Annotated in this window: 22 protein-coding genes and 1 tRNA gene; 17 read left to right on the forward strand and 6 right to left on the reverse strand. The window is 55.7% G+C overall.

Annotated features, from left to right (window positions below):
- Positions 1 to 163: 163 nt before the first annotated feature.
- From NYE48_RS02765 to NYE48_RS02785, 5 genes are all read left to right on the forward strand, one after another.
- Positions 164 to 727: a glycerol-3-phosphate responsive antiterminator gene (locus NYE48_RS02765; RefSeq protein WP_212948795.1), complete on the forward strand. Its 564-nt coding sequence runs from the start codon at positions 164 to 166 to the stop codon at positions 725 to 727.
- Positions 728 to 758: 31 nt separating this feature from the next.
- Positions 759 to 2,234, forward strand: a complete 1,476-nt coding sequence (gene glpK, locus NYE48_RS02770) for a glycerol kinase GlpK (protein ID WP_341000590.1) — start codon at positions 759 to 761, stop codon at positions 2,232 to 2,234.
- 158 nt (positions 2,235 to 2,392) lie between these two features.
- On the forward strand, positions 2,393 to 4,075 hold the full coding sequence (locus tag NYE48_RS02775) for a glycerol-3-phosphate dehydrogenase/oxidase (protein ID WP_340996754.1): 1,683 nt from the start codon (positions 2,393 to 2,395) through the stop codon (positions 4,073 to 4,075).
- Between the two features lie 387 nt (positions 4,076 to 4,462).
- The gene (locus NYE48_RS02780) at positions 4,463 to 5,095 is read left to right on the forward strand and encodes an NAD(P)-dependent oxidoreductase (RefSeq protein WP_339325018.1); all 633 of its coding nucleotides are present in this window, start codon (positions 4,463 to 4,465) and stop codon (positions 5,093 to 5,095) included.
- Positions 5,096 to 5,193: 98 nt separating this feature from the next.
- Positions 5,194 to 6,816, forward strand: a complete 1,623-nt coding sequence (locus tag NYE48_RS02785) for an NAD(P)H-hydrate dehydratase (RefSeq protein WP_340996755.1) — start codon at positions 5,194 to 5,196, stop codon at positions 6,814 to 6,816.
- A gap of 23 nt (positions 6,817 to 6,839) precedes the next feature.
- On the opposite strand, the gene NYE48_RS02790 is transcribed toward NYE48_RS02785, so the two are convergent.
- Positions 6,840 to 7,313 carry a hypothetical protein gene (locus NYE48_RS02790; RefSeq protein ID WP_212948801.1) on the reverse strand — a complete coding sequence of 158 codons (474 nt, stop codon included), beginning with the start codon at positions 7,311 to 7,313 and terminating at the stop codon, positions 6,840 to 6,842.
- 282 nt (positions 7,314 to 7,595) lie between these two features.
- Between NYE48_RS02790 and NYE48_RS02795 the strand changes: the two genes are divergently transcribed.
- Positions 7,596 to 7,811, forward strand: a complete 216-nt coding sequence (locus NYE48_RS02795; protein ID WP_212948803.1) for a hypothetical protein — start codon at positions 7,596 to 7,598, stop codon at positions 7,809 to 7,811.
- A 249-nt stretch (positions 7,812 to 8,060) separates the two neighbouring features.
- Here NYE48_RS02795 and NYE48_RS02800 read toward each other — a convergent pair whose 3' ends face one another.
- Together NYE48_RS02800 and serS are read right to left on the reverse strand one after the other, a co-directional pair.
- Entirely contained in the window at positions 8,061 to 8,585 is a 525-nt protein-coding gene (locus NYE48_RS02800) for a DUF1572 family protein (RefSeq protein ID WP_340996757.1), read from the reverse strand.
- A gap of 278 nt (positions 8,586 to 8,863) precedes the next feature.
- Positions 8,864 to 10,156, reverse strand: a complete 1,293-nt coding sequence (gene serS, locus NYE48_RS02805) for a serine--tRNA ligase (protein WP_340996760.1) — start codon at positions 10,154 to 10,156, stop codon at positions 8,864 to 8,866.
- Positions 10,157 to 10,675: 519 nt separating this feature from the next.
- Here serS and NYE48_RS02810 point away from each other — a divergent pair.
- The 3 genes from NYE48_RS02810 (at position 10,676) to atpF (ending at position 12,078) form a co-directional block, all read left to right on the forward strand.
- Positions 10,676 to 10,978, forward strand: a complete 303-nt coding sequence (locus NYE48_RS02810; RefSeq protein ID WP_036708885.1) for an MTH1187 family thiamine-binding protein — start codon at positions 10,676 to 10,678, stop codon at positions 10,976 to 10,978.
- Positions 10,979 to 11,079: 101 nt separating this feature from the next.
- Positions 11,080 to 11,151 (forward strand) — tRNA-Thr (locus tag NYE48_RS02815).
- Between the two features lie 486 nt (positions 11,152 to 11,637).
- On the forward strand, positions 11,638 to 12,078 hold the full coding sequence (atpF, locus tag NYE48_RS02820) for a F0F1 ATP synthase subunit B (protein WP_212948811.1): 441 nt from the start codon (positions 11,638 to 11,640) through the stop codon (positions 12,076 to 12,078).
- Positions 12,079 to 12,148: 70 nt separating this feature from the next.
- Here the strand turns inward: atpF and NYE48_RS02825 are convergent, their stop codons facing one another.
- Positions 12,149 to 13,309 (reverse strand): hypothetical protein, encoded by a 1,161-nt coding sequence (locus NYE48_RS02825; RefSeq protein WP_340996762.1) that lies wholly within the window; start codon positions 13,307 to 13,309, stop codon positions 12,149 to 12,151.
- Positions 13,310 to 13,700: 391 nt separating this feature from the next.
- Between NYE48_RS02825 and NYE48_RS02830 the strand changes: the two genes are divergently transcribed.
- From NYE48_RS02830 to NYE48_RS02850, 5 genes are all read left to right on the forward strand, one after another.
- A complete protein-coding gene (locus NYE48_RS02830; RefSeq protein ID WP_036708697.1) occupies positions 13,701 to 13,913 on the forward strand; it encodes a hypothetical protein in 213 nt (70 codons plus the stop codon).
- 187 nt (positions 13,914 to 14,100) lie between these two features.
- A complete protein-coding gene (locus tag NYE48_RS02835; protein ID WP_036708700.1) occupies positions 14,101 to 14,571 on the forward strand; it encodes a DUF523 domain-containing protein in 471 nt (156 codons plus the stop codon).
- Between the two features lie 124 nt (positions 14,572 to 14,695).
- Positions 14,696 to 14,980 (forward strand): YolD-like family protein, encoded by a 285-nt coding sequence (locus NYE48_RS02840; protein WP_212948815.1) that lies wholly within the window; start codon positions 14,696 to 14,698, stop codon positions 14,978 to 14,980.
- Between the two features lie 141 nt (positions 14,981 to 15,121).
- Positions 15,122 to 16,000 carry a hypothetical protein gene (locus NYE48_RS02845; RefSeq protein ID WP_340996765.1) on the forward strand — a complete coding sequence of 293 codons (879 nt, stop codon included), beginning with the start codon at positions 15,122 to 15,124 and terminating at the stop codon, positions 15,998 to 16,000.
- 478 nt (positions 16,001 to 16,478) lie between these two features.
- Positions 16,479 to 17,978: a SulP family inorganic anion transporter gene (locus NYE48_RS02850; RefSeq protein WP_052146900.1), complete on the forward strand. Its 1,500-nt coding sequence runs from the start codon at positions 16,479 to 16,481 to the stop codon at positions 17,976 to 17,978.
- Positions 17,979 to 18,044: 66 nt separating this feature from the next.
- On the opposite strand, the gene NYE48_RS02855 is transcribed toward NYE48_RS02850, so the two are convergent.
- Positions 18,045 to 18,611: a GNAT family N-acetyltransferase gene (locus NYE48_RS02855; RefSeq protein ID WP_340996769.1), complete on the reverse strand. Its 567-nt coding sequence runs from the start codon at positions 18,609 to 18,611 to the stop codon at positions 18,045 to 18,047.
- Positions 18,612 to 18,910: 299 nt separating this feature from the next.
- Here NYE48_RS02855 and NYE48_RS02860 point away from each other — a divergent pair, with 299 nt between their 5' ends.
- Positions 18,911 to 19,648: a glycoside hydrolase family 73 protein gene (locus NYE48_RS02860; RefSeq protein WP_212948821.1), complete on the forward strand. Its 738-nt coding sequence runs from the start codon at positions 18,911 to 18,913 to the stop codon at positions 19,646 to 19,648.
- 103 nt (positions 19,649 to 19,751) lie between these two features.
- A complete protein-coding gene (locus NYE48_RS02865; RefSeq protein WP_036708709.1) occupies positions 19,752 to 20,120 on the forward strand; it encodes a sensory rhodopsin transducer in 369 nt (122 codons plus the stop codon).
- Between the two features lie 88 nt (positions 20,121 to 20,208).
- Here the strand turns inward: NYE48_RS02865 and NYE48_RS02870 are convergent, their stop codons facing one another.
- Entirely contained in the window at positions 20,209 to 20,547 is a 339-nt protein-coding gene (locus NYE48_RS02870; protein ID WP_212948822.1) for a L,D-transpeptidase, read from the reverse strand.
- 123 nt (positions 20,548 to 20,670) lie between these two features.
- On the opposite strand from NYE48_RS02870, the gene NYE48_RS02875 reads away from it, so the two are divergent.
- Positions 20,671 to 21,657 carry a polysaccharide deacetylase family protein gene (locus tag NYE48_RS02875; RefSeq protein ID WP_340996773.1) on the forward strand — a complete coding sequence of 329 codons (987 nt, stop codon included), beginning with the start codon at positions 20,671 to 20,673 and terminating at the stop codon, positions 21,655 to 21,657.
- Positions 21,658 to 22,117 lie beyond the last annotated feature (460 nt).

Raw genomic sequence — 22,117 nt, forward strand, 5'->3', positions numbered from 1 at the left:
GCGGGTAGACACCGCTTACATTTTGATTTATAATGAATCGCAAGTTCATAAAAGTGGCGGAGAAAAGGAGAACACGCGAATGAAGTCCCTCTGGGGACCGTTTGGTGTTTTTCTTTTCTCTTTTTCGTTTTATCGTAAAAAGGAACAGGGATGGGGGAGCGATATGACCTTTACGAATCAACGCATTTTGCCGGCCGCCCGTAAAGTGAAGGACCTGGAAAAACTGATGAAATTGTCGTACGAGCATATCGTCATTTTGGATACGCATATTAGCCAAATCAGTTCGATCGTTCAACTCGCGAAATCGCACGGCAAAAAGCCGCTGCTCCACGCGGATCTGATCGAGGGACTGAAAAACGACGAATACGCGGCGGAGTATTTGTGCCAGGTCGTGAAGCCGGCGGGCATCGTTTCGACCCGGGCCGGGGTCATCGCGAAAACGAAGCAAAACGGGCTGCTTGCCATTCAGCGCTTATTCCTGCTGGATACGAACGCATTGGAGAAAAGCTACGCGATGTTCAAACGGACGCAGCCCGATTACATCGAAGTGCTTCCCGGCGTCATCCCGCACATGATTACCGAAGTGTCCGAACGGACCGGGATTCCGGTGTTCGCGGGCGGACTGATCCGCACGGTGAACGACGTGGAACAGGCGATTGCCGCGGGAGCGTCGGCCGTGACGACGTCGAACGTCGAACTGTGGAAACATTTTGAGCAGAAGGAGTAAGGGGGGGACTAGGTTGCCGCAAACCTATATTATGGCCCTCGATCAAGGGACGACCAGCTCCCGGGCCATCATTTTCGATAAAAACGGGCAGGTCGTCAGCTCGGCTCAGCAAGAAATCAAGCAGTATTTTCCGGAACCGGGCTGGGTCGAGCACGATGCGAACGAAATCTGGGTTTCGGTGCTGGCCGTGATTGCCGGGTCGTTGTCGATGGCGGGCATCGGGCCCGAGCAGATCGAAGCGATCGGCATTACGAACCAGCGGGAGACGGCGGTTGTGTGGGACAGAAATACGGGGAGGCCGATCCATCGCGCGATCGTATGGCAGTCCAGGCAATCGGCCGACATTTGCGAAGACTTAAAGGGCCGGGGATATGAAGAACTGTTCCGCCAAAAGACGGGCCTCGTCATCGATGCTTATTTTTCAGGAACGAAAATCAAATGGCTCCTCGACCACGTCGAGGGAGCCCGTGAAAAGGCGGAAAAAGGCGAGCTGCTGTTCGGCACGATCGATTCCTGGCTTGTATGGAAGCTGACCGGCGGCAAGGCGCATGTGACCGATTATTCCAATGCGTCGAGGACGCTTCTTTATAACATCCACGAGCTTGCTTGGGACGACCAATTGCTTCAAATTTTAGATATTCCGAAAGCGATGCTCCCGGAGGTGCGTTCGTCCTCCGAGGTATACGGAAGCACCGTGGAGCACCATTTCTTCGGCAGGCAGGTGCCGATCGCCGGCATCGCGGGCGACCAGCAGGCGGCGCTGTTCGGTCAGGCCTGCTTCGAGAAAGGGATGGCCAAAAACACGTATGGAACCGGCTGCTTCATGCTGATGAATACCGGGCATGAGGCGGTCGACTCCAAACACGGCCTGCTGACGACCATTGCCTGGGGGATCGGCGGCCGGATCGAATACGCGCTTGAAGGCAGCGTGTTTGTGGCCGGATCGGCTTTGCAGTGGCTGCGGGATTCGCTGCGGATGCTGAAAACCGCGGCGGACAGCGAGCAGTATGCGGCACGCGTCCCGTCGACCGAAGGCGTATACGTCGTGCCTGCATTCGTCGGCATGGGCACGCCCTATTGGGACGGCGACATGCGGGGAGCCGTTTTCGGGCTGACGCGCGGAACGACAAAAGAGCATTTCGTTCGGGCGACGCTGGAATCGCTGGCGTATCAGAGCAAGGACGTGCTGGACGTGATGGCCGTCGATTCCGGACTGAAGCTGACCAGCCTGCGCGTGGACGGGGGCGCGGTGCGCAACGAATTTCTGATGCAGTTTCAAAGCGATCTGCTCGATACGGAAGTGGAGCGGCCGATCGTCAACGAAACGACGGCGCTGGGCGCCGCTTATTTGGCCGGGCTTGCGGTCGGCTATTGGAAGGACCAGGACGAGATCAAAGGGAGCTGGAGGCTCGACCGGTCTTTTAAACCGGCCATGCCCGGTGATGAGAGGCGCCGCCTGTACGAAGGATGGCAAAAGGCGGTTCGGGCAGCGATGGCTTACAAATAGGGATACTGCGATCGCCGTTTGCATGCTATAATGATTACAAGTTCATACGATGGTAGGAGACGTTTGAGACAACCACGAACGCCCGCGCTTCGCGTTTTGCACGCGAAAGCCGCGGGATCTTCGTGGTTTTTTTACTTTATGGAAAGAGGGGCTGCGATATGAAGCATAGGTTTTCCGGAATGGATCGCCGAACCAAGCTTGAGGAAATGGCAAACGGGATGTATGACGTTCTGATTATCGGCGGCGGCATCACGGGGGCCGGCATCGCCCTGGATGCGCAGAAGCGGGGAATGAAAACGGCCTTGATCGAGATGCAGGATTTTGCCGCGGGAACGTCCAGCCGATCGACCAAGTTGGTCCACGGCGGGCTTCGCTACTTGAAGCAGTTCGAAGTGAAAATGGTGGCCGAGGTCGGCAAGGAACGCGCCGTGGTTTATGAAAACGGGCCCCACGTCACGACGCCGGAGTGGATGCTCCTGCCGTTTTACGAAGACGGCACGTTCGGGGCGTTTACGACGTCGGTCGGGCTGCGCGTGTACGATTTCCTGGCAGGGGTAAAACCCGAAGAACGACGCAAAATGTTAAGCAAAGAAGAGACGCTCGGCAAAGAGCCGCTGCTGCGAAAGCAGGGATTAAAAGGCGGCGGTTATTACGTGGAGTACCGCACGGATGACTCGCGCCTGACGATCGAAGTCATGAAAAAAGCGGTGGAAGCCGGGGCGAGCGCCATCAATTACGCCAAAGCGGAGGAGCTTATATACGAAGGCGGCAAACTGGTCGGGGCGAAGGCAAGGGACGTCATCGGCGGGGGCGTATACGAGATCCGGGCCCGGAAAGTCGTCAATGCAACCGGGCCTTGGGTCGATACGCTGCGGGAGCTGGACCGGTCCAAATCCGGCAAAACGCTGCGCCTGACCAAAGGCGTGCATCTGGTTTTCGACGGCTCGCGTTTTCCGCTCCGGCAGGCGATTTACTTCGATACGGCCGACAAACGGATGGTTTTTGCCATTCCTCGCGACGGAAAAACGTACGTGGGCACGACCGATACCGACTATGCGGGAGACACGGTTCATCCGCGCGCGACGGCCGAGGACCGGGATTATTTGTTGGCCGCCTGCAATCATATGTTTCCGGAGCTGCTGCTGACGGCGAAGGATATCGAATCCAGCTGGGCGGGCCTGCGTCCGCTGATCTATGAGGAAGGCAAATCGCCTTCGGAAGTCTCGCGGCGCGACGAAATATTCGTTTCGCCTTCGGGCATGCTGACGATCGCCGGCGGCAAGCTGACGGGTTACCGCAAAATGGCCGAAACCATCACGGATCTGCTCGCCCGGAAGCTCCAGGCCGAAGGGTTCGGGCCGTTCGCCCCGTGCGCTACGCGGACGCTGCCCATTTCCGGCGGGGATGTAGGCGGCTCGGCGCGTTTTCCCGAATTCGTTCGCGAAATGACGGAAAAAGGCAAGCAAATCGGCCTCGCGCCGGAATCCGCCCAACGGCTTGCGCTCCGTTACGGCTCGAACGTTCCGGCCGTATTCGACCGGATCCTTTCGGCGCAACAGGCCGGAACGGGCCGCGGACTGTCCCGGGAAGTGCAGGCGATGCTTCGGTACGCGATCGAAGAGGAAATGGCGGCAACACCCGTCGACTTTTTCATCCGGCGGACCGGGGCGCTGTTTTTCGATATCGCATGGGTGCGGCAGTGGAAAGAACCCGTCGTCAGCTTCATGGCGGAGCAGTTGGGCTATAGCGACGAGCAGGTTCGGAAATACGCGGAAGAGCTTGAGCTGGAACTGAAAGCGGCCGTCGTGCCGTCGGAAGAGCTGGAACCGGTGTATTCGTAACGCAGGGTTCGCCGGCTCTTTCCCTCCTCCGAAGCGGTATGCGATGGCGCCGGAACGGACGCCGCGGCATAAAGGAATACATGGGCTTGCAAGGCCAACGAAGGCCAAGGCGCCGCGCCTCCCGTACCCGGGAGCGCGGCGCTTTTTGGCGAGGGATAGGAAAAAAATCTTCGATACCGCTTCGAGGAAGCGCACTTGGTCATTCGGCAGACATTGCACAAAACAACAAATGATCTTATTGAACGCCATCGAAGATTTGCGGGCATAAAACGGCTTTTGAGGGTAATATAGGAATAGCGGAAAAGCGATCATTTGGACTGAAGCTTCGGCAGGTTCAAAGCAAATTGAGACAGAGGAGACATCTTCATGACAGAAACCATTCACCCCATGAACATAACGATTTTCGGAGCCACCGGCAAAGTCGGGCAGGCCTTGGTCCGGGAGGCGCTAAACCGCGGCCATGACATAACGGCCGTCGTGCGCGACGCCTCCCGGTTAAAGATAGAGCATGAACGTCTGCATGCCGTGGAGGGGAATTTGTTGGACCCCGCGACGGTCGAAAGAAATGCGAAAGGACGCGAGGCGGTGATCAGCGCCTACGGACCGAAGCCGGGAGAAGAGGAGGAGCTGCTTGAAGCGGCGCGTTCGCTGATCGAAGGGGTGCGCCGTTCGGGAACGAAACGCCTGCTTGTCGTAGGCGGCGCCGGCAGCCTGCTGACCGATGACGGCACCCGGCTGATGGATACGCCTTCGTTTCCGGAAGAATGGTTTCCGCTGGCTGCGGCGCATGCCGACGCCTACGTGATTTACAGCCGTTCCGACCTGGATTGGACGTATTTGAGTCCGGCCGCCGCACTGGAAGACGGCCCCCGCAGCGGCAATTTCAGAATCGGCATCGACCGGCTGATCACCGACGAGCTCGGCAGCAGCCGGATCACGATCGCCGATTTGGCCGCGGCGCTCGTGGATGAACTGGAGGATCCTTATTTCGTCCGTTCAAGGTTTACGGTGGGGTATTAAGGCAAGCAAGCCGGCTCGGCTTCCCTCAAAGCGGAGCGTGCGGTCGGTTCACGCGAAAATGATGGGTCGCGGACCTGCTGACAAGGAGGTAGACATGAATGCATATCGTAACTTCGGCGCAGATGCGGGAGCTTGATCGCCGCGCCATAGAGGAGATCGGCATTCCTTCCATGGCGCTGATGGAAAACGCCGGCAAGGCGATCGCGGAGGAAGTGATCCGGCTTTGCCGCGAGCGGCAGCCTGCGCGGGCAGACAGGAATGAGGCGGAAGGCATCGGCCGGCAAGCAGGAGGGCGCGGATGCATCCGGGGCGACGCCGGCCTTGCGCTGGATCAGCCGGAACGCGAGCATTGGCTGATCCTCGCCGGCAAGGGCAACAACAGCGGAGACGGTTTGGTGGCCGCGCGTCATTTGCGCGAGGCGGGCATCCGCGTGACGGTGGTCTATGCCCTGCCGCCGGAGCAGCTGCAAGGGGATGCCGCCCTGCAGCGGGACGCCGCCGCTGCCCTTGGCATCCCCTTGCTTGTCCACGGGCGCGATGCCGTGGACTATGGCGGATGCACGGGCATCGTCGATGCCCTGCTCGGGACCGGCGCCCACGGCCAGCCGCGGGGCGCTTACGCGGACATGATTGCCGCGGCGAATGCCAGCGGCAAGACCATCGTGTCGGCGGACATCCCCAGCGGGCTGGACGCCGACACGGGGGAAGCCGGCCGGCCGTGCATCGCGGCCCGGCTGACCGTTTGCCTCGCGTTCCTGAAGCGAGGCTTGACGCAGTACCCCGGCGCGGAAGCCGCCGGGGAGGTGGTGGTGCGCTCCATCGGGATTCCCTCGGAGCTGTGCGGTCAGCAGGAAGGGGGCGCCTACCTGCTGACCGAAGCGGTGCTGCGCGGCCGCTTGCGCGTAGACACGGCGCGCCGCCGCTCGCCGGACGGCCACAAAGGCACGTACGGCCACGTGCTTGTGGCGGCCGGAAGCCCGCGCATGAGCGGCGCGGGGCTGCTGTGCAGCCGGGCGGCTTTGCGCGCGGGCAGCGGCCTCGTGACCTGGGCGCTGCCTGCACCGCTGCTGCCGCATATGGCCGGGGCCGCGCCGGAAATTATGCTCGCCCCCGCTGCGGACGGGGACTGGGACGAGGCTTCGGCCGAAACGGTGCTTCAGCTGGCCGCAAGCCGCAGCGTGCTGGCCATCGGCCCCGGGCTGGGGCGGTTTGAAGGAGACGGCCGCTGGCTGCGGCGCATATGGGAGCAGTCCGAGCGTCCGCTTGTCGTCGATGCCGATGCGCTGAATATGCTAGCGGACTGCAAAGACTTGCCCGTCTGGCAGGGAAGGAAGGCGGATACGGTGCTGACGCCGCATCCGGGCGAGATGGCCCGCCTGACCGGCTTGTCCGTCAAGGAAGTCCAGCGGGACCGGATCGGTGCCGCTTCGCTGTATGCGGCAACCCATCGGGTTACGCTGGTGCTCAAAGGGGCCCGAACGGTCATTGCCGGGCCGGACGGTACCGTTTATGTCAATGCGACGGGCAATGCGGGCATGGCGACGGCCGGATCGGGAGACGTCCTGACGGGCATCATCGCCGGATTGTTGGCCCAGGGGCTGGACGGCGTCCAAGCCGCCGCTTACGGCGTTTACCTGCACGGACTTGCCGGCGAAGCTGCGGCCGAAAGACGCGGACACCCGTCCTCCCTGATCGCAGGCGATTTGATCGAGGCGCTTTAATCGACGGAAAAACCGTGCTCAACTTACAGCCAAAACAGGCAGATGAGCGGAACGACCAGCGCAAACAGCGGGGTAAGCAGGGAACGGTCGGAGAACATCCGCTTTCCCAGGAAAAAAACGAGCACCGTGCATACGCCCGCGGCCGCCCCGATGTCGCGGTAACCGTCAAACGCGGGATTAGCGGCGAACAGGCCGTAAAAAGCGCTATACGCCGCTGCCGCATACAAGGCGGCCTGCTTCATTTTGCTCAGCGGCGGCAGCACGGCGAGGATCGCATCGGAGGCGATGGAAATCAGCATGGCGTAGCTGTAAACCCAAATTTCGGGCGTAATGGACATTTCGGGGTCCGCCGCGTTCCAAGGCGTTTCCGGAACGGGAAACATCCGGGAAATCAGCAGGAACATCAGCAGCGTCAATCCCGCGGAGGCCAACTTGTTCATCGTATATTTTCCCGACTTCAGCCGGGCATGGATAAAGGAATAATCCGGTTTCATCATTCGTTTTCACCTTGCCCCATCGTCATTCTCGTCAGGATTTTGCCAATCCTCATGGTACAGCATAATCACAAGCCGCGGGAATGGTTACAGGAGCAGTCCGGCTTTTAAGGGATTACGTACCCCAAACCGATTTGTTGCGGGCAGGTGCTTGCCGCCAAAACGCTGCTCGATGTCTGTTTTTGGAACATGGAGAAGATATGTTCTTTTTGGACGGAACCTGGATTCGGGTCTGTTTTGCGGGAACGGGATCTTGGATTCGGCTGATGAAAAGGGAGTGGGTGCATGAAGAAATTCATGGCAGGCGTCGGCCTTTTTTGCGGTACGGCGGTTGTATTGTCTACGGTTTATGTGCTGGCGGGCGGTTTGGCGGATATAGTGCTGATCGTCGGTTTTAGTATCGTGATCGCCATGTTGGGCGTCATGTTGTACAACCAGCATCGGGAGCGGGATGCAAGAAAAAGGGCGGAGAAACGCCGGCAAATGAACCGGAATTTGTAATACCAGAGCCTAATCCACGAAAGGATCATGGACCGATGGCGGACGATCCCTACCTCACATGGACAGGATGGATTCGGACTCGTCAAATCTTTGATGAATGTTTCGTCCCGGGTTCCGGGAAATCGTCGCGATTATGGAACCGCATAGAATGCAGCCTCCCGCCCAAAAAGGCGCGGGAGGCTTTTTTCTTAAGATCCTGGGCTGTTGTTCCGGATATCCTTATTCGAAAAGGACCGGGCGGTACGAAAATCACGCTTTTTTTCTTTTCGGTATGCTAAGCGTCTGCCATTCGTCGCCTTGAATCATTTTGGCGAGATAAATGATTTGGCCGACGTGGCTTGAATAATGCGACATCTGGCGCTCGATTGCTTCAAGCACGGAATGCGGCTTCTGCTTAATATAGACGGTCCGCAGCAGGTCCTCGCCTTTAAGTTCCGAAAGCGTCCGTAAAAATACGTCCCAGCCCCGGTTCCACACGGCGAGGAGCTCTTCCCGGGACGAAAGCGTGCCTTCGAATTCCTCATCCCGGTTACGTCCGGGTTTTTCGCCGTCCGTCGTCAGAAAATCCGTCCAGCGCGAGATCATGTTGCCGCTAACGTGTTTGACGATCACCGCGATGCTGTTGGATTCTTCCCCCGGAGCCCAATTCAGCCTGGCATCGTCCTTGATTTGGCTAATGGCCTTTTCGGCCGACGCTTTGAGCTGCTTGAAATTTTCGGTTGCGATTTGAAGATATAGATTTGCCACATCCTGTACGTTCGAAGGATTTTCCATCCCGACACCTCCAGCATGATTGTGAGACGTTCGCAAGCGGTGACTTGTTTTTCTGTACAACCAGTATATTCCTGAAGGTCCGGCGTCTGCAACAACAGGAAAATGCTTTGGGTACCGGTCGTAACCAGACAGGTCGGCTATGCACTTCATCGTTCAGGATCAACGGCAACCTTCATGGGAAAGCCAAAATCCCCGGCCTCATCGGGTGCAGCGCGTTGTTAGTATTGTATGAGGGGGATCCTGGTAAATGCCGGTTGAATACTTTTTCTGTCCTAAAGTTATTCCTCGGGTTCGGGCGGCGTGAGCCGCTCGATGCCGCCCATGTACGGCCGCAACGCTTGCGGGATATCTATGCTGCCGTCCGGCCGCTGATGGTTTTCGAGGAGCGGGATCAGAATGCGCGGCGAAGCGACGGCCGTATTGTTTAGCGTATGGCAGTACTGGAGATTGCCGTCCTCGTCAAGGTAACGGATATTCGAACGCCGGGCCTGAAAATCCAGCAGGTTCGACGACGAGTGCGTTTCGCCGTAGGCGCCGCGGCTTGGCATCCACGTCTCGATATCATATTGTTTATACGTTTTTTGCGACATATCGCCGGTGCACACGGCCATCACCCGGTATGGAAGCTCCAGCATCCGCAAAATCGCTTCGGCATGGCCGGTGATCTCCTGCAACAGAGCCTCCGATACGCTAGGGTCGTTTTGGCAGAGAACGACCTGCTCGACTTTGGCGAACTGATGCACCCGGTACAGTCCACGGACGTCCCGGCCCGCCGAGCCGATTTCGCGCCGGTAACAGGCCGACATGCCTGCCAGCCGGATCGGCTCGCCCACGTCGACGATTTCGTCGCTGTAATACGACACAAGCGATACCTCCGACGTGCCGACAAGCCATTTTCCTTCGTCCGCGATCCCGAAGGTCTGATCCTGCCCTGCGGGGAAGAACCCTGTGCGGGTCAAGGCTTCCGGCCGGACCATGACCGGTACGTCCATCGGCGTAAACCCGTGCGCCGCCAAATAATCCAGCGCCAGCCGCTGCACCGCAAGGTGAAGGTAAAGGCCTGCGCCCTTCAAATAATAATTGCGCGTCCCTGCCGTTTTTACGCCCCGCGGAATGTCGAACAAATCATGCATTTCCCCGAGGGCGACGTGGTCCCGCGGCTCGAAATCAAAAACCGGCGCTTCGCCGAAACGGCGAACCTCGACGTTGTCGCCGTCGTCCTTGCCGATCGGCGTATCCTCCGACACGATATTGGGAACGAGCAGAAGCAGCTCCGATACCCGGCCTTCGGCCGCCTGAAGTTCCGTTTCGAGGGCGCCCAGCGTTTTGTTCATGTCTTTCACCTGTGCCATCAGCGGTTCTGCCGCCCCCGGGTTCCCTTGCTTCATGAGGGGAGCGACTTCCTTGCTCAGCTGGTTTCGCCGGGCCCGGATCGCTTCCGTTTGCCGGAGAAGCTCCTTCCGTTTGGCATCCCACGCGAGCAGCTCCTCCACCTGAAAGGGGATGTTTTTGTGGATGGCCGTTTGCTGCACCCGCTCTTGATTGTCGCGGATAAATTGCATGCTTAACATGATTTTGACAGCTCCTTTGTCCGAAAAATACAAAAAGCGCCCTCATCCTTTGGGACGAGGAGCGCTTGCTCGCGGTGCCACCCAAATTGACCGGTTTGACGCTGCATTAAAGCGGCAGGGACCGATCCCCTTGGTTCCGCGGTAACGGACGGAAAGCCGGTTAACTTAGGGAGCAACACATCTTATTGCTCCGGTCGAAAACGCCTCGCAGTTGGATGCTGGTCATCGGCATAATATCGGTCTTCAATTCTTGTCGCTTAGTATAGCGTAATCCGTTTTCCCGCGCAATATGCATTTGCTGCTTGCATTAAACCAAATGCGCGAATCCCGTTACAGGCGGGATGGGGGACATTCCTAACCGGTATTGCCGCTTTTGGGCAAAAGGGCGCCTCGTAAAGCTTTGCACACGGTCAATCGATGTTTCGGTGGCTTTGCTATCTTTTCCGGAGTTGGATACAATAGGGGGAGATGGACGGGCCGATCCAGGTTTGCCCGAGCAAAGGATAGGGAGGCAATAACATGGCGATTGCGGAAGTGACGGTCATTCCGATCGGAACGGCGACGACCAGCCTGAGCGCTTACGTGGCCGATATGCAAAAGGTGCTGGCGAATCAGCAGGGCATCAGTTATCAATTAACGTCGATGAGCACGATTATCGAGGGTTCGCTGGAGGACGTATGGAAAGCCATTGCGGCGCTTCATGAAGCTCCGTTCCTTGCGGGAGCGCAGCGGGTATCGACATCGGTCAAAATCGACGACCGGCGCGACAAACCCTCCTCGAGCGCGCAGAAGCTGCAATCGGTGCGGGCGAAGCTGCAATAGCGCCTCCTAAATTTTTTTGGGATAAACTATTGCATTTCCCTGCAAAAGCTGTATAATAGTTTATGTTTCGTTTGATTGTTTGTAATGAAACGCCTTGTTAAGCTGGTGTAGCTCAGGGGTAGAGCAACGCACTCGTAATGCGTAGGTCGGGGGTTCAATTCCCTTCACCAGCATCCTTATGAAGCCTTACAGGACGCGGGATTCCGAATTTCGGAAGCCGCGTCTTTTTGCTTAACCACGTCTTTTCGGAAGGGGAAAATCATGCTCGTCACGATCGGGTACACCGTCTCCATGTTGTTGTACGTCGGAATCATGGTTTATCGTATCCTGGCCAAGACATTTTCGCGGTATCTCAGGGAAGAAAGCGGCTTTGTCTTGATCTTTTTGATTTTAAGTATCGCCGTGCAAGTCCCTATTATCCTTAAGGCGTGTTATATTTTCGCCGTTGTGCTGGCATTTATGTTTGGGTATGTCAGGAAGGGACACCATCCTAATCGATAATTGCATTTCACAAAAAAGACAAACAATCGAAACCGTTCCTACCTTTATTATAAGGAAAATTATGGTACGTTAGAAACATCTCTAGGCGAACCGGCACCATGTTATGACGCATTGCATGTCGATGAGATCGGAACTTTGGCTGCAAAGGAGCGGAAACGATGAATTTTTTCAGTGCAACATCCCTGCCTTCGATGGTGATGACCCTCATTGCGTTTTTGGTTTTATACTTTTTGTTAAGCAAGTATGCATTTGGACCGCTGTTTAAGGTTATGGAGCAAAGGGAGACCCGCACGAAACAACGTCTGGAGTCGGCTGAACAGCTTCGGGAGGAGATGCGAAGGCTCGAAGCCGAAAGAAACGCGGTGCTGCAGTCCGCGGTGCAGGATGCGAATAACGCCGTACAGCGTACGATCCGGGAAAGCTTGGCGAAAGCGGAGCAAGTCATCAAGGAAGCAAGGGACGAGTCGGATCGGCATGTGGCAGAGGCGCTGGCGGAGCTGGAGCTGGAAAAACGAAAAGCGATGGAAGCCATCCAAGGGGAGACGCAGGATCTTTCGAAGCAAATCGTGCAGAAGCTTATTCCGGACCGGATTCATTGATCTATAGTACATGGAAAAAACGCAGACCATCGGTAATGATCCCGAAGGTTCTGCGTTTTTGTTTTTGGAATTATTTCGTTTTCTGCACCGTGGAAACACTCATCAGAATGGCGTTGGTGGTTCCGCCGCCGATATTGTCAAACGAGAACAGAGAGGTTGGAAGCCCGACCATCGTGACCTCATCGCCTTCCAGGATGTCGCCGGTGGAGTTCATGTATAGGCCGACAAAGGAATTGTCGTTTTCATCCCCCACATGGATGATGGCGATCGTTCCGATCTCCGTTTCTTCCTCCTCGATGTCGATGACCGGACCGCTTACCTGCACCATTTTATCCAAATACGGGTTGATGTTTTTGAACAGATGACGGGACGTGACGCTGGCATCCACCGAAGATTTGGCGGCTTTTTTACTTTCTGCCGTCAAGGCAGGGAACAGGTCTTTATGGCTCACTATGTAGTTATAAGTCTTTTCGGTCATTTGGCCGGCATTATCGGTTATCGACGGAATGATTTGAGCCATCATGTCAGCCAATTGCGTTTGTCCTGCATTTGCTGCGGCGTTAGCTTGGCCGGTGGACGTTTTCCCTGTATCGGCAGCAGCTAAGGCTTTGCTGCTTAATTTGAAGGAATCGACCATTTTCTGTACCGTTTCCTTGCCGCCGTTTTCATAGGATTCCTTGGTATAAGAAATGCTGAGCGTATAGGTAGAGCTGCCCGTCGGAACGATGTATTGCGTCAAAACGACTGGAACTCCCGATTGCGCCTGCGTATATTCGCCCACCAAAATTCCGCTGTTATGGGCCCCCTCGGTATAGCTGATTTTTTTGAAATCCTTGATGGCATTTGCCAGTGCACCGCCTTCATATTGGGCAACGACCATATCGGCGTTTTCTTTGGCCGTAAACGTGGAATTGTCGGCGGCAACATTCACATTATCCGCAAAGGCGGACTTCGGCGCGGGATCTGCATAGGCTGCTTTGATCGCAGGCTGGTTAAGCTGGGACAAATCGTAGGCTTGCCAGGAAGCCGGGTACGAAAAAGCGAATTCTTCGGTTTCGGCGGTAGCCAGTTTTTGATCTTCCGATTCTTTCGGGGTTTCTTTCGGCGTTTCCTTAGGCGCTTCTTGGGTGGCGGTCGTCTTCGGTTCCTCGGCTGCTTTTTCCTTCTCTTTGGAGCTGCAAGCAGTCATTACGAGGCACAGGGACAGCAATAATACGATTGATTTCTTCAAAGTGTTTCCATCCTTTTGTCGTACCCGTCGGCTGGGAGATTGGCTTTCATCGTCCTGTAGGAAGCATAAGCTCAATGCATCGATTGGCTTGTTTCGTCACCTCCCGGCTTGCTGCGGCTTGAACAATAGTGAGTCTAACGGACTACCGATCATTTCAAGCATATTCGACATTCTTTTGACTTATTTTACGGGGCAGACAATCGGTTGGTTTCAATAAAACGACAATTTACCGCCTGAAATGATTATAAATGGAATTTTAATGATATTAAATAAACATTTTGGATATAGTTCCTTCCTCCCGTTTTTCCTTTCTCCGTCCCGTGTATATAAGAAGTGAAGGAACGGGGAATACTTCCATGATATGGAGCGAATTTCTGGAGGTGGAGGCATTTTGAGCGAAAGCAGCATTACGATTCATTTTGTCGGCGGGGAGTCATTGAATATCATTTCGGGCGACGTTCCGGGAATCATTGCACGGCTGAAAAGCGAGGAATGGGTCGTGCTGAACGAACATCACGTCAAAACATCGAGCATTTCCTTTTTCAGCGTATACGAGCCGGGGTTCGAGAGAAAAAGCGACAAGACGATTCCGGGGAGCGGCTGATTCCTTTATAGGATCGAAGAGGCGTTCTAGGCACGGCTCAACCCAGGCAAAGCGCGGTTCACGAAAGTGGGCTTGCGCTTTTTTTTGCTGTTGGCCCCGGGCCTGCCTGGTGCGCTCAGAAAGCAATTTGTTGAACCTGACCATCGAGGCCGTTCGTCTTGTATAATGAAGTTAAGGAGTGATTGGTATGATCGTGGTCAGTTCCTGCCTGGCAGGATTGAAAGTGAGATATAACGGAACGGACTGCCTGGATGAAACGATTCGGCGTCTGGTCGGGGAAAAAAAGGCGGTGACGGTTTGCCCGGAGCTGATGGGCGGATTCGCGACGCCGCGGGAGCCGGCCGAAATTCAAGGCGGAACCGGTGCCGACGTGCTGGACGGACAAGCCCGGGTCATCGAAAAATCGGGCAGGGACGTCAGCGAGATGTACGTCAAGGGCGCTTATGCGGCGCTGGAGGTGATACGCGGGTTGGGTGCCCGCCTGGTCGTGTTGAAAGAATACAGTCCTTCCTGCGGCAGCTTGATGATCTATGACGGCAAGTTTGAAAACCGCAAAGTGGCCGGAAGCGGAGTGACGGCCGCGCTGCTACAGCGGGAAGGCATCGAGGTCATCTCGGAAGAGCAGTTTCTTGAACGCTTGCGGCTTCGCGGCGAATGACGCGAATGCATTTACGGCGGCGGAGTCTGACTTTGCCGGGAGTTATTTCACATTGCCAAAAGGGAATGATTTGGGGTATAATAGGAACGTGTGTTCTTATTTGATTAACGGGAGATGATGATAGATGAACAAACCGCATCCATCCGCTTTGATGACACCGGAGCCGGAACGCAAGGAGGCATCCCGCCCGGAGAAGGAGCATCAGGATTGGGCAAGCATCGAACGCGAGCTTACGCATTCGCTCGAAGCGCACGTTAAAATCGGCATGACGGTCGACACGCCGAACGGAAGCCGTCAGCTGCGCGGTTTTGTGACCGTCGTCAATACATATTTGAAGGAAATCAAACTGCGCGAGGAAGATGACTGGCAGTGGATCCGATTCGAGGATATCCGGGCCGTGCACGTCTAAACTTTCATATCCAGGCGGCCAGGTCGGCTCCCCTCCCAGACCAAAGTCCAGGGAGCGACTAGTCTCAGGCTCGGCGCGAGTGGCGCCTCCGACCCGTATAATGAGTACCAGATATAACCAGAGGGGTATCGGAGGGAACTCATGATGAAGAGATCATATCAGTGGGCAGCGGCCGGGGCGATCCTTTCAGGGCTGCTTTTGACGGGCTGCGCTTCCGTTAACGAAGCCGCGCAATCCGTTAAGGAGGACCTGCAGCAGGTTACAGCCGCCGCGGGGGATTCGATCGGCAACGCCGCTTCCGGGATGGCGGACCGAATCAAGCGGAGCGGTAAACCGCTCGAGTTAACGGCTCAGCATGAATCCGGCTCAGAGACGGTGCTGCGCATCGAGCATAAGGTCGGAAACATTCGCCTCGTGCCGGTGGCGGGGGACGCGGTCCAGGTGAAGACGACGATTTGGTTTTTGAAAGACAGGTTTTACGAAAACTTGGCGGAACAAGCGGAGACTTCGTTCCTTCCGGAGGGCGGCAACCTGAGGCTCGCAACCAGCCCGAAAGACGACCCGGAACGGAATTTATGGGATTGGGCGGAATCCAAATACGGCTATTCCGACTTCGTCATCGACTATGAAATCGAAGTTCCCGGATCGGTGACGGGCATCGATATCGCGAGCGACGTCGGGGAAGTGAACGTGGAAGGGTTTAAAGGGAACTACCGAATCCGCAATAATGTGGGGAATATCGTCGTGCTAGACGGCCACGCGTTGGGTTCGTCCGAGATTGAAGCCGATGCCGGAAGCCTGCAGCTCCGAATGAACGGGATCGAGGAAGGCGGCAGTCTGACGGCCCGGACCGACGTAGGAAGCATCCGCGCCTCCTTTGCCGATACGATGAAATATACGCTTCAGGCGGAAAGCGACCTTGGGGCGGTCACCGGCGTGCCGGACGGAAAACGGGAGTTTAACGGGGGAGGAGCGGAGATTTTGCTTCAGACCTCCGCCGGAGAAATTACCGTCGAGTAAGGGAATCATTCGTTTCGTTGATACGTATGTACAGCGGTTTTGCGGCCAAGCCAAATGCACCTCGCGAGAGAGGCAGGGTTTGGCTTTTTTCGTTTGCCGCGGTTGTTTGAAGCCATGCAAAAAGCCTGCGGATGAGCGGGGGCCGCAGGCTTTTTGCCAAGTAAGGGGAGTGATGGGTGAAGCATGAGGTTGGCGGAAAACGAAAATGTTTATAACATCTTCGTTTCTAGTAATATATTCAAAAGGTTTGAGATGTTTCGTGATAGAAACAGCAGGTAAAAAGCTCATTTATTGCGGGGGGGATGGCAGATAAGAACAAGGAATCGGGACGATAGGAGAGCAAACGCCGTATTTAATCGCTTACATGGCATTTTGGGATCGATTCAATTTATGTTTATAATAATGATCAGTGAAAATCGGACCCGGCGAACCTGAGAGTGGGGAGCTATCATTTTGTTTATATGCTTTCTTTCGGATTATGTACGGACGCTCGGCACAACATAGGATAGGGGGAATTATTTCTTTGTTTTTGAATGGCTTGAAACAAGGTTTCTTTAGTAATGTCAGAAAAGATATTTTATCCGGCTTGACGGTGGCGTTTGCGCTCATTCCGGAGGCGATCGCCTTTTCCCTGATGGCCGGCGTGGATCCGATGGTCGGATTGTACGCATCTTTCCTGATCGCCTTCACGATTTCGTTTGTCGGCGGAAGGCCGGGCATGATTTCGGCGGCGACGGGCGCCATGGCCTCCCTGATGGGACCGATCGTAGCTAAATACGGCATCGAATATTTATTCGCGACGACCATATTGACGGGGATATTGCAGTGGGTGATGGGCGCGCTGAAATTCGGTCGTTTGATTACCTTCGTGCCGCAGCCGGTGATTGTCGGTTTCGTTAATGCGCTGGCCATCGTCATTTTTATGGCGCAGCTTCCCAACTTCGTCGGCGCGACCTGGGTCATGTATCTGATGGTGGCGGGCACGCTGCTCATTATTTATTTGTTCCCGTTCCTGACGAAGGCCGTTCCTTCGGCTTTGGTGGCGATCATCGTGATGACGGTGATTTCGGTATTGACGCATGCGGACGTCAGAACGGTGGGCGACATGGGGACGATCACGCAGACGCTGCCGTCCTTTCATATTCCGTCGGTCGCGATATCGTTCCATCTGTTCATAACCGTATTGCCGTACGCCCTGGCGCTGGCGGTGGTCGGAATGACGGAATCGCTGCTGACGGCGAATCTGGTGGATGAGCTGACCGAGACGGGAAGCGACAAAAACCGCGAGATCCAAGGGCAGGGCATTGCCAATATCGTTTCCGGCTTTTTCGGAGGCATGGCGGGCTGCGCAATGATCGGACAAACGGTGATCAACGTAAAATCCGGCGGCCGTTCCCGGCTGTCGACGTTGGTGGCCGGCGTGTTCCTGCTGTTTCTCATTATCGCCCTTGGCAGCGTGGTCAAGGTGATTCCGATGGCGGCGCTGGTTGGCGTGATGATCATGGTGTCCGTCGGAACGTTCGATTGGCATTCTTTGCGGACGCTGCATAAGGTGCCGATCGGCGATACGATCGTGATGGTCGTGACCGTGGCGATCGTGGTGGCGACTTCGAATCTGGCCCTTGGCGTCGTGGCGGGCGTGATCTTGAGCGCGCTGCGGTTCGGCTGGAAAATGGCGCGGATCCATGCCTCCACGGAACGAACCGGGCAGGGAGCAAAAATATATCGTATCCATGGGCAGCTGTTTTTCGGAACCATGTCGCATTTTACCCAGCTGTTTGCCTATCACGAGGATCCCGAACATGTCGTCATCGACTTTGCGGCGTCGCATCTGTGGGACCAATCGGCAACCAGCGCCCTCACCAAAGTGATCGATAAATACGAGGCGCTCGGCAAACGGGTTACCGTACAAGGACTCAATGAAGAAAGCCGGGTCATTCTGGATAAAACCGGCCGTACGCTGGATTCATCCGCATAGCGGCAAAATCAACGAAGAGGCGTTCTCCTTGGCAGGAGGCCGCCTCTTTTTGTGTCCTGGCATGGCTTATTCCGCAGCGTTAATCTGCGGCGGTACCCGCTTTTCATAGAGATTGAACGAAGCTCCCGGGGCCGGTCCGCGATACTCGAACCCGGCCCCGCTATATAGGCGGTTGAGGGCCGGCACGGAAGCGATGCAGTCCAAACGGATCCGATCCTTGCGGGGAAAACGGATGCCGTTTACCGCCCAGTCCAAAATGGCGCTGCCAAGCTGTTCGCCGGCAAAGTCCCGGTTGATGCAAAGCCGGTGCAGGTAAACGGAGGATTCATGCCCCTCATCCCCCCATAACGAACGGTCCCACGCGCTGGCGTGTTGCTGAAGAATGACCATGCCGGCGAGCGCCTCGCCTTTCTTGAATATAAATACGTCGCCGCGGTCGATCGCTTCGGGCACGCCGTGGCGGTCCTCTCCCGCAAGCAGCTCGTGCCATTGCTTGGAACCTTTGCTTTGCAGCCAGGCCGCGGCTTGTACCATCAGGCCGTTCACCGCTGCTTTATCTTCCGCTCCCGCCTGAACGGCGCGGATTCCGGGCTTGACTTCGCCGCGAATGATGCGGCATTTCATATCGTTCATATTCATCTCTCCCCTCCGTAACCAATAAGATGCGTATATAGAGCATACACGTTCGCCATCGGCTTGCATGCTCGTTTTCGGGATTATTGCTTCTGTTATCTTAAAAAAGTTCGCGGCTTTAAGCAATACATGCGCCGCATGCCGCCGGGAGGGCGTACGTTCCATCCGTCACGAAAAGGGCTTGTATGAGATTCGGGCAAGGTATGGCCGTACAGGCCGCCTGAAGCCGGTCGGCATTGAATGGTATGAGGAGGGTTCCAAATGTCATATTTGCAAGAACGAAGAGGGGGTGTCTTTAGGTGAAACAGGAGGAGTTCATCGCCAAAATAGCTCCGCTTGCGGTTGCGGACCAGGCGAAGACGGGAGTCCCCGCATCCCTTACGATTGCCCAGGCGGCGCTGGAATCGGCATGGGGGGCAAGCAGCCTTGCGGCGCAAGCGAATAATTTGTTCGGCATCAAAGGCGAAGGACCCGCCGGGAGCATCCGTATGCCGACCTCGGAATATGTAAGGGGCGCTTGGGTGGAGATGTTTGCTTATTTCCGCAAGTACCATAGCTGGGAGGAGTCCATCCAAGACCATTCCCGCCTGATCCTGAACGGGGTTGCCGGGGACCGGCGGTACAGCGGGGCGTTGCATGCGGACGGCAAAACGGCGGCAAAAGCGGTAGCGAAAGCCGGTTATGCGACGGATCCGAACTATGCGGAAAAGCTGATGCAACTCATGGACCGGTACGATTTGTATCGTTATGATCGCAAAAAGGAGGAGGGCGAACCCATGACCCCAGAAGAAAAGGCGGCGTTCCAAGCGCTGCAGGCAACGGTCGCGCAGCAAGCCGCCTGGATCAAGCAGCAGGAAATCCTGCTGAATATGCCCTGCCCGGTTTGGGCGCAGGATGCTTACGACTTTTACAAGCCGTATATCTCGGATGGAAAAGGAAGTTATGATTTTTGGCGGCAGCTCGTCGTTCAATACCGGCACGAAAAGGGAATTCGGGTCAACCCCGACGGCCCGGACGCGGACGGCTCCCGGCAATAAACAACCTGCGGCGCAAAGCGTTTTTTACGGAAATAGGAAGGAATATCGGTTTCATCCGCAGAATGGGTAGATCAATACCTGATGAAAGCGGAGGTAAACCATCATGCCCAAAGGCGAATTGCAGTGGATCATCCCGGACGGGTACATTCCGCCGGACAGCAGCGGACGACTGGAAAGCCATGAATCGATATGCGTGCTGAATTTGAACCGGGAAGACGTCACGGTTACCGTCAACGCTTTTTTTGAGGACCGCGAGCCGTTGCTCGGCATGGAGACGACCGTTCCGGGCCAACGAACGAAGCATATCCGAACCGCGTCGCTGCAAGCGGAAGGACGGTTGATCCCCAAGGGCGTGCCTTATGCCATGGAAGTCGTCAGCAGCGGTCCCGTCTATGTGCAGTACAGCAGGCTGGATTCCACGCAAGCCGAAAACGCGCTGATGAGCGTCATGGCGTATCCGGTCAAAGACTAGCCTATCGGCTCTAAAAACAAATCCCTGCGGAAACGGCAGTTTCTTGCAGGGATTTGTTTATTCGGGCGGCATGATGCGGGACTTTAAGCTAGGGCCGGATCGTCACGCGCGTGCCGACGGGCACGTAAGAGGAAAGTTCGAGCACATCCTCGTTGTGCATCCGGATGCATCCATGCGACACTTCATGGCCGATCGAAGCCGGATCGTTGGTTCCATGTATGCCGTAGTGCGGTTTGGACAAGCCCATCCATAGCGCTCCGAACGGCCCGCCCGGATTTTCCTGTTTGTTGATGATCGTAAATTCGCCCGTCGGGGTGCTGGTTACCATTCTGCCGATGCCGACGGGATAGGTTTTCACGACCCGGTTTTCGTCCAGCAAATGCAGCTTGCGGTCCGAAAGGTCGACGATGATCCGATAGTTGGGCATTTGCATCACTCCTTGTTTTCAGAGTATGTTTATTATGCAGGGAAGGTATCACCGGACAAGCGCGAAAATCATCCAAAAATAAAGCTTTTGCCATCATTAGCAATAAAGGAGTTCAAGCAAGCCATGCACCGGAAAAAAATATTATCGTACGGAACTTTCGGCATTTTATTGTTGATCGCTGTGTTGTTTTTATGGAGAGAGGGCCCGTACGTTTACCATCCGGCGCGGACCCCGCTTAAGGGAGGGGCCGGGGCGGCCCGCGTACACGGCTTTTTCTCGACCCGGCCGACGCCAAACGCCATTTATTATAAAAATAAGGTGATCGTCCTGATGTATCACGACGTGCAGCCCCACCCCACCGACATTAAGAGCTTGGATACGGCCGTATTCAGGCAGCAGCTCGATGCGATGAAGGCGAACGGCTTTCACTGGATCACGATGGAGCAATACGCCGACTTCATCAGGAAACGCCGCCCCGTGCCGGACAACGCGGTGCTGCTGACGTTCGACGACGGCTACGAGACGTTTTACAAACATGTTTTCCCCATTCTGCAGGAGTACCGCGCGCCAGCAACCAATTTCCTGATCGTCGCGACCATCGGCAACGCCAAACATCCGGGACTGCCGAAGCTCAATTGGCAGCAAGTGCAGGAGATGCACCGCAAGGGAATCGATTTTTACAGCCACACCTACGACTCCCATGCTTACGGTTATATTCGGATGTTTGGGAAAAACAAGGACCGTGCCGAACCGATGCTGATGGGGCCGGAAGACAACAAAACGCTGCACCATGTCGAGACGCGGGAAGAATATACGCGGAGGGTCACGCGGGACCTGGACTTATCCAATCGAATTTTACGCGCCAAAATCGGAAATGACCGCGACATCCTGGCGTTTCCGTACGGCGGTTATTCCAAACCCGTGATCGACATCTGCCGCAAGCTCGGCGTTCAGGTGACGTTCTCCGTCAAACCGGGCATCAACGGCCCGGGGCAATATATCGGCTACCGGGTCAACGCGGGAGGCATGGACAACAATCCGATTACCCTCCTTGAATACATGAAGCGCGGCGCTCCGGTCAAAACGCCGATCAAAGGCTATCACCTCTAAAATGGACGAACCCCCGAAGACTGCGAAGGGCAGCTCCCGGGGGTTCTGTGTATTTTGTCAGGCGCAGCATGACGCCGTCTATTATTTAACCCCTGACAGCCCGAACATGGCAGACTGCAGCCGGTTCCTTAAGTATTCTTGTCGGTAAACAGAATAATGACCTTTCCAAAACAACAAAAGCCCTGCCTCTCTTTTGTCCTTGCGGCTCCGATGACCGCGCCAGTGTGAATCAGAATGCGTCTTTCATAAACTCTTACTTCGTTAGGGTCATTCAAAATAGGAATTTAATGCTTCGTCGATCCGAATGAAGGTTGCATGGATCTGAAGGGTTATTCTTCTTGCGAGGAACGTAAAAGGGGTTAAATGAAATTGTACATTCTTATACTATATCACAAAAATCAGGATTATGCAAAAGTATTCTGGATTGTAGTGGACAATGGGTTGGTTGGGGGATGGCAAC

Origin of the sequence: Paenibacillus sp. FSL M7-1455, assembly GCF_038004655.1 — a bacterium.
Taxonomy (GTDB): Bacteria; Bacillota; Bacilli; order Paenibacillales; family Paenibacillaceae; genus Paenibacillus_AQ; species Paenibacillus_AQ cookii.